The 12,493-nt window shown below is 72.0% G+C and carries 10 protein-coding genes; 5 read left to right on the top strand and 5 right to left on the bottom strand.

Annotated elements, in window-relative coordinates:
* Positions 1–28 precede the first annotated feature (28 nt).
* Together AMY39116_RS0302810 and leuS are read left to right on the top strand one after the other, a co-directional pair.
* Entirely contained in the window at positions 29–1,120 is a 1,092-nt protein-coding gene (locus AMY39116_RS0302810; RefSeq protein ID WP_027935572.1) for an esterase-like activity of phytase family protein, read from the top strand.
* Positions 1,121–1,154: 34 nt separating this feature from the next.
* On the top strand, positions 1,155–3,989 hold the full coding sequence (gene leuS / locus AMY39116_RS0302805) for a leucine--tRNA ligase (RefSeq protein WP_020416201.1): 2,835 nt from the start codon (positions 1,155–1,157) through the stop codon (positions 3,987–3,989).
* Here leuS and AMY39116_RS0302800 read toward each other — a convergent pair.
* The gene (locus AMY39116_RS0302800; protein ID WP_020416200.1) at positions 3,986–4,729 is read right to left on the bottom strand and encodes a TetR/AcrR family transcriptional regulator; all 744 of its coding nucleotides are present in this window, start codon (positions 4,727–4,729) and stop codon (positions 3,986–3,988) included. The two genes, leuS and AMY39116_RS0302800, sit on opposite strands and share 4 nt — an antisense overlap.
* Before the next feature lie 391 nt (positions 4,730–5,120).
* On the opposite strand from AMY39116_RS0302800, the gene ptsP reads away from it, so the two are divergent.
* Entirely contained in the window at positions 5,121–6,752 is a 1,632-nt protein-coding gene (ptsP, locus tag AMY39116_RS0302795; RefSeq protein ID WP_020416199.1) for a phosphoenolpyruvate--protein phosphotransferase, read from the top strand.
* A gap of 529 nt (positions 6,753–7,281) precedes the next feature.
* Here ptsP and AMY39116_RS0302790 read toward each other — a convergent pair.
* From AMY39116_RS0302790 to AMY39116_RS0302775, 4 genes are read right to left on the bottom strand one after another with little or no spacing between them, the layout of a single operon-like run.
* On the bottom strand, positions 7,282–7,899 hold the full coding sequence (locus AMY39116_RS0302790; protein ID WP_020416198.1) for a DUF1707 domain-containing protein: 618 nt from the start codon (positions 7,897–7,899) through the stop codon (positions 7,282–7,284).
* 48 nt (positions 7,900–7,947) lie between these two features.
* Positions 7,948–8,592, bottom strand: a complete 645-nt coding sequence (locus AMY39116_RS0302785) for a response regulator transcription factor (RefSeq protein WP_020416197.1) — start codon at positions 8,590–8,592, stop codon at positions 7,948–7,950.
* On the bottom strand, positions 8,589–9,725 hold the full coding sequence (gene macS, locus AMY39116_RS0302780) for a MacS family sensor histidine kinase (protein ID WP_020416196.1): 1,137 nt from the start codon (positions 9,723–9,725) through the stop codon (positions 8,589–8,591). The genes AMY39116_RS0302785 and macS overlap by 4 nt, the downstream gene beginning before the upstream one ends.
* Positions 9,722–10,900 (bottom strand): AI-2E family transporter, encoded by a 1,179-nt coding sequence (locus AMY39116_RS0302775; protein WP_020416195.1) that lies wholly within the window; start codon positions 10,898–10,900, stop codon positions 9,722–9,724. Before AMY39116_RS0302775 ends, macS begins: the two co-directional genes overlap by 4 nt.
* Before the next feature lie 195 nt (positions 10,901–11,095).
* On the opposite strand from AMY39116_RS0302775, the gene AMY39116_RS0302770 reads away from it, so the two are divergent.
* Together AMY39116_RS0302770 and AMY39116_RS0302765 are read left to right on the top strand one after the other, a co-directional pair.
* A complete protein-coding gene (locus AMY39116_RS0302770; protein ID WP_020416194.1) occupies positions 11,096–11,797 on the top strand; it encodes a hypothetical protein in 702 nt (233 codons plus the stop codon).
* A gap of 217 nt (positions 11,798–12,014) precedes the next feature.
* The gene (locus AMY39116_RS0302765) at positions 12,015–12,473 is read left to right on the top strand and encodes a hypothetical protein (protein ID WP_020416193.1); all 459 of its coding nucleotides are present in this window, start codon (positions 12,015–12,017) and stop codon (positions 12,471–12,473) included.
* The last annotated feature ends 20 nt before the right edge of the window (positions 12,474–12,493 follow it).

Here is a 12,493-nt window from a genome sequence, read left to right as displayed (position 1 = left end):
GACACCCACGTGCGCTGTGCTGCACGCCATGCTGAAGCGACTCTCGGCCGGCGTGCTCGCCGGCTCTCTGCTCTTGACCGTCGCTCCCGCCGCACAGGCCGCTCCCGCGCCCGTGCGTTTCCTGGGGGAACAAATTATCTCGCACGCGCTGCCCGTCGGCGACTACACGATCGGGGAGTTGTCGAGCATCGACTACGACCCGCGCACCGGCGAGTACGTCTTCATCGCCGACGACACCTCCGAGGCGCCGGCCCGGTTCTTCACGGCGAAGGTCCCGGTGTCCGCCAAGGGGCTCGGACCGGTCACCTTCACCAGCGCGCAGCTGTTCCGGCAGCCGGACGGCGGCACCTACCCGGAGGACTCGGTCGACCCCGAGGAGATGCGGGTCGACCCGTGGACCGGCTCCTACTACTGGAGCCAGGAGGGCATCCGGTCGGACACCGCGCTGATCGACCCGTCGGTCCAGGTGGCCCGGCGCGACGGCGGCTACGTGCGCACCCTGCCGATTCCGGACAACGAGCGGATGCGCCCGGACTCCGGCCCGCGCCGCAACCTCGTGCTGGAAGGCCTCACCTTCGCCGCCGCGGGCACGCTCGTCGTCAGCTCGGTGGAGGGCCCGCTGCTGCAGGACGGCCCGGTCGCGACGCCCGAGCGGGGCGCGCTGTCCCGGATCACCGTGCAGGCCCGCACCGGTCCGGTCCTCGCGCAGTACGCCTACCCGCAGGAACCGGTCTTCGCCGACTCGAACCCGCCCGGCGGCACCACCGACACCGGCGTCTCGTCGATCCTCGCCGCCGATCCGCTGGACCCGTCGCGCTACCTCGTGATGGAGCGCTCCTACGTGTCCGGCGTCGGCAACAAGGTGCGGATCTACGAGATCGACACGACCGGCGCGACGAACGTCCTGCACACCGCTTCCCTGGACGGCGCGAAGGTGCGGCCGGTGCGGAAGAAGCTGCTGCTCGACCTGGCCGACTACCCGCTGTCCAAGGTCGACAACCTGGAGGGCATGACCTGGGGACCGCGCCTGCCGAGCGGCGAGCGGACCCTGCTGCTGGTCAGCGACGACAACCTGTCGACCCGCCAGATCACGCAGGTCATCGCATTCGCGGTGCGCTGAGAGCCGGGCAGGCCGGGCCGCTTACCATGGTTGGGTGAGTGAAGCAATCGAGGAAACGCCCGGCCACCGGTACAACGCCGAGCTGGCCGGTCGGGTCGAGCTGCGCTGGCAGAACTACTGGGCCGATCACGGCACCTTCCACGCACCGAACCCGGCCGGCTCGCTGGCGACCGACTCCAGCGTTCCCTCGGACAAGCTCTTCGTGCAGGACATGTTCCCCTACCCGTCGGGGGCCGGTCTGCACGTCGGGCACCCGCTGGGCTTCATCGCGACGGACGTCTACGCCCGCTACCACCGGATGATCGGGCGCAACGTCCTGCACACCATGGGCTTCGACGCGTTCGGCCTGCCCGCCGAGCAGTACGCGGTGCAGACGGGGCAGCACCCGCGCACGACGACCGAGCAGAACATGGAGACCTACCTGCGGCAGATCCGCAGGCTGGGGCTTGGCCACGACGAGCGCCGCCGGATCGCGACGATCGATCCGGAGTACTACAAGTGGACCCAGTGGATCTTCCTGAAGATCTACAACTCCTGGTACGACGAGAAGCTGGGCAAGGCCCGCCCCATCGTCGAGCTGGAGGCCGAGTACGCGCAGGACAAGCGCCGCACGCCCGACGGGCGCGGCTGGTGCGAGCTGACCCGCGCCGAGCAGCTGAAGATCCTGGACGAGCACCGGCTGGCCTACATCTCCGAGGCGCCGGTGAACTGGTGCCCCGGCCTGGGCACGGTGCTGTCCAACGAGGAGGTCACGCCGGACGGCCGCAGCGAGCGCGGCAACTTCCCGGTGTTCCGCCGCAACCTTCGCCAGTGGATGATGCGCATCACCGCCTACGCCGACCGCTTGGTCGACGACCTGGACCGGCTGGAGTGGCCGGAGAAGGTCAAGTCGATGCAGCGCAACTGGATCGGCCGATCGCACGGCGCGCGCGTCACCTTCGCCGCCGGTGAGCACAAGATCGAGGTCTTCACCACCCGTCCGGACACGCTGTTCGGCGCCACCTACATGGTGCTGGCGCCCGAGCACCCGCTGGTCGACGAGCTGACCACCGCGCAGTGGCCGTCCGATGTGGACGAGCGGTGGACCGGCGGGGCCGCCACCCCGGCCGAGGCCGTCGCCGCCTACCGCCGCGCCGCGTCCCGGAAGTCCGAACTGGACCGCCAGGAGAGCAAGGACAAGACGGGCGTCTTCGTCGGCTCGTACGCGGTGAACCCGGTCAACGGCAAGGAGATCCCGGTCTTCATCGCCGACTACGTGCTGATGGGCTACGGCACCGGCGCGATCATGGCGGTGCCCGCGCAGGACCAGCGCGACTGGGACTTCGCGGAGAAGTTCGGCCTGGAGATCGTCCGCACGGTCCAGCCGAGCGAGGGCTTCGACGGCAAGGCGTTCACCGGCGACGGGGTCGCGATCAACAGTGGCTTCCTGGACGGGATGAACGTCGACGACGCCAAGAAGACGATCATCCAGTGGCTGGAGGAGAACGGCCACGGCGCCGGCACGGTGCAGTACAAGCTGCGCGACTGGCTGTTCTCGCGGCAGCGGTACTGGGGCGAGCCGTTCCCCATCGTGTACGACGAGGACGGCCAGGCGCACGCGATCCCGGAGCACATGCTGCCGGTCGAGCTGCCCGAGGTGGACGACTACTCGCCGCGCACCTTCGACCCGGAGGACGCCGACAGCGAGCCGTCGCCGCCGCTGTCCCGCGCGAGCGACTGGGTCGAGGTCGAGCTGGACCTCGGCGACGGCAAGAAGACCTACCGCCGCGACACCAACACGATGCCGAACTGGGCCGGTTCCTGCTGGTACCAGCTGCGCTACATCGACCCGGACAACGCCGAGCGGTTCGTCGACGCGGGCAACGAGCAGTACTGGATGGGCCCGCGCCCGGCCGAGCACGGCGTGAACGACCCGGGCGGTGTCGACCTGTACGTCGGCGGCGTCGAGCACGCGGTGCTGCACCTGCTGTACTCGCGGTTCTGGCAGAAGGTGCTGTTCGACCTGGGGTACGTCAGCGCCGAGGAGCCGTACCGGCGGCTGTTCAACCAGGGCTACATCCAGGCCTACGCCTACACCGACGAGCGCGGCTTCTACGTCCCGGCCGAGGAGGTCGAGGAGAAGGACGGCAAGTTCTTCCACCAGGGCAAGGAAGTCAAGCAAGAGTACGGGAAGATGGGCAAGAGCCTGAAGAACGTGGTCACGCCCGACCAGATGGCGGCGGACTACGGGGCCGACACCTTCCGGTTCTACGAGATGTCGATGGGCCCGCTGGCCGACTCCCGGCCGTGGGCGACCAAGGACGTCGTCGGCGCCCACCGGTTCCTGCAGCGGGTGTGGCGGCTGGTGGTCTCCGAGCAGACCGGTGAGCTGCGCGTGTCCGGCGCGGAGGCGACGGACGAGGACCGCCGGATCCTGCACAAGACCATCGCCGGGGTCCGCGACGACTACTCGGGCCTGCGGTTCAACACCGCCGGCGCGAAGCTGATCGAGTACAACAACCACCTCACCAAGGTCTACGGCGCCGCCGAGGCGACGCCGCGCGAGCTGGTCGAGCCGCTGGTGCTGATGCTGGCGCCGCTGTGCCCGCACATCGCCGAGGAGCTGTGGCACCGGCTGGGCCACGAGGACTCGCTGGTGCACGGCCCGTTCCCGGTCGCGGACGAGAAGTTCCTGGTCGAGGACACGGTGGAGTACCCGATCCAGGTCAACGGCAAGGTCCGCGCGCGGATCCAGGTGCCCGCCGACGCGGCGAAGGACGCCGTCGAGGCGGCGGCGCTGGCCGACGAGAAGATCGCGGCGCTGTTGAACGGCGGCACGCCGCGCAAGGTCATCGTCGTGCCGGGCCGCCTGGTGAACGTGGTCCTCTAGGGGGTGTCGAGGCCGATCTCGCGCGCGAGGTCGGCCAGCAGCGCGTCGAACACGGCGTCCGGCTTGGACATCGGGATCGGGTAGTTGCCGAACACCTCCAGCGTCACGTGCCCGTAGAGGCGCGCCCAGAACTGGATCATCACGTACGTGGTGCCCAGGTCGAGCTTGTCCGGCGGGAAGTCGACGCCGGACTCGCGCAGCACCGCCAGCAGGTCGTCCTGGAACGCGGTGAGGTCGTCGTGCAGCTCGACGGGCACCGCTTCGGCCGGCGGGATCTCCAGCTGGAAGTTGGCCAGCAGGTGCCCGGCCGCGGTGAGGAAGATCCGGCCGAACGGCTCGTTGGCCCGGTTCAGGGTCGCCACGCTGCCCGCGGCCGAGCCGACCTCGCCGGTCGGCGACGCGAACACGAGCGTGAACTCCTTGGTGTGGGTGAGCGCCCAGCGGCGGAAGCCGCGGCAGATCGCGAAGAGCTGGACCGCGCCGTCGTCGGGCAGCCCGGAGAGTTCTTCGGTGAGTTCGGCGGCCAGGTCGGCGACGACGTCGAGGCGGAGGTGCTCGACGAGGTCGTCGCGTGAGCCGTAGTACCGGTAGAGGGCGGGTGCGGTGATGCCGAGCTCGCGGGCGATGGCCCGCAGGGTGACGGCTTCCGGTCCGCGCTCGACGAGGAGCTTGCGCGCGGTGCGGCGGATGTCCTGATCGGTCGCCGCGCGCTCGCGACCCCGTCGGGTCGGCTTGTCCATCCCGGCATTCTAGAAGGTGAGCGCGGCATTTCCGACGTAATCGGGCGCCGCCGGTACCGATCGCTCGGGGGGCTACGCGATCGGTACCAGCGACCCGATGCCCGGCTTCCGGTGGCGCAACCGGTGCCGGACGCCAAGTGAGAGCCCGCGTGAACCCTGGCGGGACGGCCCGATGTCGAGATTGCCCCGATCGGGTGACGTCGCGGACGCTCACCCTAGTGTCGCACCATCAGCCGCAGAAGTTACAAGAATCTTCACGTTTGCATAGGGAAGAGTGCCCGGACGGGCTCACCGCGCTCTGGTCGCGTGCGTTCCAGTCCGACGGCTGCGGAAGCCGCGGGTTCGTGGAACGCTGGTCGGGAACGCATCCGGAGAGGGTATGGTCTAGACCATGTCGGAAACGAGGCTGTCCGGGGTGCCGGTGAGCCCGGGTCGCGCGAGCGGTCCGGTCGTCGCCGTGCCCGAACCCGCAGGCGCACCCGAGAGCGGGCCCGCGCCGTCCGATCCGCAGGCCGAGGCCGCGCGGATCGCCCCCGCCGCGCGCGTGGTCGCCGAGCGGCTGGAAGCGCTTGCGGGCCAGGCGTCCGGCGACGCCGCGACGATCCTGCTGACCAGCGCGGCGATGGCGGGTGACCCGGCGCTGATCAGCGAGGCGGAACGGTTGGTGGCCGCGGAAGGCAGGCCCGCCGAGCGGGCGGTCTACGAGGCGGCGAACGGCTTCGCGAAAGCGCTTGCAGCGGCCGGCGGGTACATGGCCGAGCGGGTCCGCGACATCGAGGACATCCGGGACCGTGTGATCGCGGAGTTGCGGGGTGTCGCACCGCCGGGCGTGCCCGACCTGGCCGGCCCGAGCGTGCTCGTCGCGCGGGACCTGGCGCCTGCCGACACGGCGGGCCTCGACCCGGCGCAGGTGCTCGCGCTGGTGACCGAGGAGGGCGGGCCGACCAGCCACACCGCGATCCTGGCCCGCTCGCTGGGCATCCCGGCGGTGGTGGCGGTGCGCGGGGTCCTCGCGCTGGAGGCGGACGCGCTGCTGGTGGACGGCGACACCGGCGTGGTGGAGGTCGTCGCGGCGGACGCCCCGGTGGTCGCCGCGGCACGCGAGGGCGCGGCGGAGTGGAACGGCGTCGGCGCGACGGCGGACGACCACCGCGTCAAGGTGCTCGGCAACGTCGGCTCACCCGCCGACGCGCGGGCCGCCGCGGATGCGGGCGCGGAGGGCGTGGGCCTGTTCCGCACGGAGTTCTGCTACCTGGACGCACCGGCCGAGCCGCCGGTCGGCGAGCAGCGTGCCGCGTACGCCGCGGTGCTGACGCCGTTCGCGGGGAAACCGGTGGTCGTGCGGACGCTGGACGCGGGCGCCGACAAGCCGCTGGCGTTCCTGTCCCCCGCGGCGGAACCGAACCCGGCGCTCGGCGTGCGGGGCCTGCGCGTGGCGTTCGACCGGCCGGACGTGCTGGACCGGCAACTGGAAGCGATCGCGGGCGCGGCCGCGGATTCGGGCGCCGAGGTGTCGGTGATGGCGCCGATGGTGGCGACGGCTGAGGAGGCGGCGTGGTTCGCGGAACGCGTGCGGGCGGCGGGGATCGCGCGGGCCGGGGTGATGATCGAGGTGCCGTCGGCCGCGCTGGCGGCGGAGGAGATCCTGGCCGCGGTCGACTTCGTCTCGGTGGGCACGAACGACCTGGCGCAGTACACCTTCGCCGCGGACCGGCAGCTGGGCGCGGTGGCGGGCTTGAACGACCCGTGGCAGCCCGCGCTGCTGCGGCTGATCGCGATGATCGGCGCAGCCGCGAAGGCGAGCGGCAAACCGGCGGGCGTGTGCGGTGAGGCGGCCGCGGATCCCCTGCTGGCCCGCGTGCTCACCGGCCTGGGCATGACGAGCCTGTCGATGAACGCGAGCGCGATCCGCGCAGTGGGAGCCGGCCTGGCCACGGCCACGCTGGCCGACTGCGAAGCGGCTGCACAGGCCGCGCTCAAGGCCACGACACCGGCCGAGGCGCGCGCCGCCGCAAGGGGCTGACCGCGGGGGAACTGACGACGCGGCGCTGGCCGGGCGGGGCTGGCTGCGCAGCCTGGCCGTGCGGGGTGAGCCTCGGTGACTGACCGTCTGGGGGTTAGCCCGGTGGGGCTGACCGCGGGGGAACTGACGACGCGGCGCTGGCCGGGCGGGGCTGACCGTGCGGGGTGAGCCTCGGTGACTGACCGTCCGGGGGTTAGCCCGGTGGGGCTGATTGCGCTGGGCTGGCCGCGCGCGGGGTTGGAGGCGCAGGCGCTTGCGGCGTGTGGCACCGCGAGAGCTCGCGCCCCGCGGCCGGTGGCGCCCCTTCGGCGCGGTGGCGCCACGGTCTCCGCCGTAGCCGCTGCCCGCCTGCGGCGCGAACGCCCGCGCGCAGGCGGTGCGAACGCCACGACCACTGGCGCCTACCGGGTGCCATCACCCCGCCAGGGCGACCCCCGCGCCACTGGTGCCCAGCCTCCCCGGCAGGACCGTCGCGCGCTACGGCTGCCCGTCGCCCGCCGTGCCAACGCCCCCGGGCGCCACCCCGCCGCTACAGGCCGAAGATCCCCCGCCGCGGGTGGCGGATCACCAGCGAGCCCCCGTGCAACCGCCCGGCGAACACCAGCCGCGGGTTGCCCGGCCGGCCGTCCGAACCGGTCTTGTCCTGCAGCGAGCCGTACTTGATCTCGGTGATCGCGTTCAGGTCGACCGCCGCGTGCTCGGGGATGATCACCTCGACCGAACCCCACTTGCAGTCCAGCTCGACGCGCACCACCGGGCTGCTCACCTGCGCCTCGCTGAAGTCGAGCTTCGTCGAGCCGTACCGGTTGCGCACCACGACCTCCGGCGGCACCAGCCAGCGGCCGTTGCGCACCAGCGCCGAGTACTTCGCGTTCAGCTCGAGCCGCTGGTCGGACGAGTACGACGCGGCGGGCGCGGCCGGGTACACGTCGGGGTGCACCAGCCCGGGCAGGTCCGCGAGCACGGCGTTCAGCTCACCCCGCGTCCGCGCCGCCAGCGCCGTGTCGGTGCGCTCGGTGAACTCGTCCAGGTCGATCATGCCGCGGCCGATCGCCTTCTGCAGCACCTCGACGACGTGCTCGCGCTCCGCGTCCGACACCCGCAGGTCGCGCGGGCTCATCGGCTTGGTCCCGGTCTCCTCGCCCATGCCACCACGCTACGGCCGCGGACCCCGAACCGAGATCCGGGAAAATCCCTAGTCTTTGTCCAGCCCGTGCTCGATCGCGTACCGCGCGAGCTCCACGCGGTTGTGCAGCTGCAGCTTCCGCAGCGTCGACTGCACGTGGTTCTCCACCGTCCGGTGCGACAACACGAGCCGCTCGGCGATCTGCCGCGCCGTGAGGCCCTTCGCGACCAGCCGCAGGACGTCGGTCTCCCGTTCGGTCAGCCGCGGCGGCGCCACCCCGCCGGCCGGCGCGTACGCCATCCGCCGGTACTCGCCCAGCACCAGGCCGGCCAGCCCGGGCGTGAAGACCGGGTCGCCCTCCGCGGTCCGGCGCACGGCCTCGACCAGTTCCCGCACCGACGCCGACTTCACCAGGTACCCGGACGCCCCGGCCTTGACCGCCTCCAGCACGTCGCTGTGCTCGCCGCTGGCCGACAGCACGAGCACCCGGGTGTCCGGCAGCGACGTGGTGATCTCGCGGGTCGCGTCGACCCCGGACGTGCTGCCCAGGTTCATGTCCATCAGCACCACGTCGGGCCGGACCGCGGTCGCGATGCGCACCGCGGCGGTGGCGTCCGGCGCGGTCGCCCGCACGTCGAAGCCGTTCTCGGTCAGGTCGCGCGCCACGCCGTCCCGCCAGATCGGGTGGTCGTCGACGACCATCACGCTGATCATTTCCTCGGCACCCGGATCTCCCATTCGGTCCCCTGCCCTGGCGCGGTCTCCAGGGAGATCGTGCCACCGAGTTCGGCCACGCGTCCCCGCATCGAGCGAACAACGCCCAACCGGCCCTCACCCTCCGCATCCGCGAGCCGTCCCTCGGGGATGCCCGGACCGTCGTCCCGGACGGTCACCACGACCTCGCCACCGACGTCCTCCAGCAGCACCCACGCCTTGGCCGCCGGGCCGGCGTGCTTGTCGACGTTGGACAGCGCCTCGCGGACGACGGCGACCAGCTCCGCGGTCGTGCGCGACGGCAGGTTCACCTCGCCCGCCGGGGCGGCGACCTGCACCTTCGACGACCCCAGCAGTTGCAGCGCGGCCCGCAGGTCGGTCTCGCCGGTGCTGTGCCCCCTCGGCCCGGTGGTGACCAGCGCCCGCAGCGCGATCTCCTGCTCACCGGCCAGTTCGGCGAGCTCGGCCGCCTCCCCGCCCAGCTCGGCGCCGCGCCGCCGGACGCGCGCCAGCACCTGCAGCACGCTGTCGTGGACGTCCCGCGCCAGCCGTTCCCGCTCGGCGTTGGCGACCTCGGTGCGCAGCGCCTCGGCGAGCACGGCCGCCGACTTGCGGGCGGTGGTCGCGCTCATCCCGATCAGCAGCCCGCTCGCGACCAGCAGCACCCCGTCGCGCGCCACGTCGAGGGTGAACCCCTGCCGCGCGATCCCCGTCGCGGCCGCGATCACCAGCCCGGCGGCGACACCGCCCACCCCGCCGAAGCGCGTGCCCGCGGCGACCGGCGCCCCGGCCACCCACACGGTCGTGATCAGCGGCGCCACGGCCGCGTTCTGCGCGTCGGTCAGGATCCACGGCGAGGTCAGCATCAGGGCGCAGGTGACCAGGACGTCGGCGAGGACGAACCAGCGCCACCGCCACCGCAGCGCCTCCCGCGCGTAGACCAGCGCGGTCGCGACCGTCCACAAGGCCATCGCGCCGAGCACGGTCCAGGCCAGCCACGGTCGCTGGTAGCCGTCGCTGTGCACGATCACCGCACCCAGCGCGAACAGCAGAGTCAGCACGCGCAGGCCGATCGTGCCCCACCACAGCGGGGTCGCCGGTTCGCGCGCCGTCGGGCCGAACCGGCGGCTCACGACTTGTCCGGTTCGCCGGGCTCCTTGTCCGCCTCCGCGGGGTCGGCGTTGGGCACGGCTTCGATGTCGTGCAGGACGTCGACCTCGGCCGGGTCCGGGTCGACCTCGTGCAGCAGCGAGCGCACGCCGGCGTTGACGATCGACATCAGCGGCACCGCGAGCAGCGCGCCCGGGATGCCGTAGATGACCAGACCCGCGGCGATGCCGAGCACCACGGCCAGCGGGTGCAGCTTGACCGCCCGGCCGAGCAGCAGCGGCTGCAGGATGTGGCTCTCCAGCTGCATGACCGCGATCAGGATCGCCAGCACGATCAGCGCGGTGACGAAACCCTTGGTGACCAGCGCGACGAGCACGGCGACCGCGCCGGTGATCACCGCGCCGAAGATCGGGATGAACGCGCCGAGGAACACCAGCGTGGACAGCGGGATCGCGAGCGGGACACCGAGGATCGCCAGCCCGATCCCGACGCCGACCGCGTCCACCACGGCGACCGCGGCGGTGGCACGGACGAACGCGACCAGCGAGGCGAACCCGCGCCGGCCCGCGACGTCCACCCGGCGCCGGACCCGCTGCGGGATGCCCAGCGTCACCCAGCTCCAGATCTTGTCGCCGCCGGCGAGGAAGAAGATCAGGACGAACAGCGTCAGCACGAACCCGGTGAGGATCTCGCCGACGGTGGTCGCCGTGGTGAGCGCGCTGTTGGTGAACGCGGCCTGGTTGTCCTGCAGGAACGCGATCGAGTTGTCAAGGAACTGCTGGATCTGCTCCTGCTTGAGGTGCAGGTCGTTGATCAGCCAGTCGCGGATCTGGTCGAGGCTGCTGTTGACCTGGCTGGTCAGCGCGGGCAGGCCGTCGGTGACGTTGATGACCACGAACGCGAGCAGCCCGCCGAGCACCGCGAGCCCGCCGATCAGCACGATCGCCGTCGCCAGCCCCCTGGGCACCCGGATCTGCACCAGCCGCGCCACCGCCGGGGCGAGCAGCGCGGCGAGCAGCAGCGCGATCGCCACCGGGATCACCACGACCGACAGGAAGGCGAGCAGCCGCAGGATGAGGTAGGCGGCCGCGGCCACCACGAGGAACCGCCAGCTGAACGCGGCGCTGACGCGGAGCCCACGCGGGACGACCGAGTCGTCGCTGAGGAATCCGTACTTCGGGGGCTGCGGCTCACTCACGGATCCACCCTATCGAGCCGGACGAATACGGCAGCGCAACTCGCGCAAGCAGCGCCCGGGCCGGCCATCACACGATCAGGCGCAGTGCCGGCAGCGGGCCAGCGCAGGTTCCGGCGGTATGTCAATCTCGATCAAGATCGACACTGCGTGATCGCGTTGAGCACCCAGCGCGATGAGGGGAGTGGAAACTTCTCCATGGCGCGACGGACCACGGCCGGGACCACCCCGGTGCGCGTGCTGCTCGGCATCGCCGGGGCGTTCGCGATCACGCTGGTGTCCTGGCTCCTCGCCTCGTCGGCGTCGGCTGCCGAGGAGCGGCCGGATCCGCTGGCCCCGTTGATCGACCTCGTCGGCACGACGACCGAGCCGGTGCACGAGGTCGTGCGGCAGGTGACCGAGGTGATCGTGCCACCGCTGCGGACCGACCGGATCGTCGCCGACCTGACCGGCACCGCGCCGGTGTTCCGGGAACCGGCGCGCGCGACCGGCACCACGAGCACGACCCGGGCGAGCGTCCCGCCGCCGGCCGCGCCGGAACGCCGAGCCACGGCGAAGCCGCGGCAACCGGAGCCGCGACCGGTCCCGGCGCGCATCACGCCACCCGCGCCGCCCGCGATCGAGCGCGTCGTCACGCCGGTCCGGCTCCCGGAACCGGCACCAGACGCGATGCCGGACGGTCCGCGGCCGTCGGAGCCGAGGGAGGAAGCGCCGGAACCGGCGGCTCCGGCACCGCCCGCGAACGGCGTCTGCACGGCTCCGGTGCACCCGACGGACACGGCCGGGGCGTGCCCGCCACGTCCGGCGCCACCGCCGGTGCCCGCCGGAATGGCCGACCGGTTCCGTCCCGTTCTCCCTGAATTCATCCGGGCGGACTGCCCGCAGGTCTCCCCCGACTGATTTCCGGCGGAATTCTCCGCGACGTTTCCAGCTGTTCTCCGTTGTGTCCATTTTCAGCCGCTCTGACCAGCAGTGGAGCGGCTTTTTGTGCTGCCCGGAAACGCTTTCTTCACACTTCCGGGTAGTCGATCTGGTGAATTCTTCCATTCGACGTTTAACGTCATTTGCGACGGGAGTGCGTGGAACTTCCGGCCGAATGAAGAGGAGTGCACTGACGATGTTCAGCAAATTCCGCAAGACGACGGCGGCGGCGGTGCTGGTGGGGGCCGGCCTGCTCGCGATGGGCGCCGCCGGGGGAACGGCGTCGGCGGCGACCGGTTCGGAACCGTCCGGCGTGACCTGCCCCGCGCAGGTGCCGTCGCACCCGACCGGCGCCGACTACGTCAACGCGTGGAACCAGTCCGGGGCCTGCTTCGGCGCGGGCGCCGCGGGGCTGGTCAGCTCGGCGTGGGCCGGCGCGATCCCGTCGATCGTGCAGGGGGCGGCCGGGGCCGTCGGCGTCCGTGACGACAGCGGGTTGACCGCTCCGGTGGTCGTGCCGTCGCACCCGACGGGTGCGGATTACGTCAACGCCTGGAACGAGTCCGGCGCGCTCGCCGGTGCCGGTGCCGCCGGCCTCGTCAGCTCGGCGTGGGCGGGCGCGATCCCGTCCATCGTCCAGGGCGCCCTCGGATAGCGCTTTCACCCACGAACCCA

The sequence above is a fragment of the Amycolatopsis sp. ATCC 39116 genome (assembly GCF_000231075.2).
In the GTDB taxonomy this organism is placed as follows: domain Bacteria; phylum Actinomycetota; class Actinomycetes; order Mycobacteriales; family Pseudonocardiaceae; genus Amycolatopsis_E; species Amycolatopsis_E tucumanensis.
The sequence above is the reverse complement of the archived record's forward strand: the minus strand, read 5'-3'. Positions and strand labels throughout refer to the sequence as shown.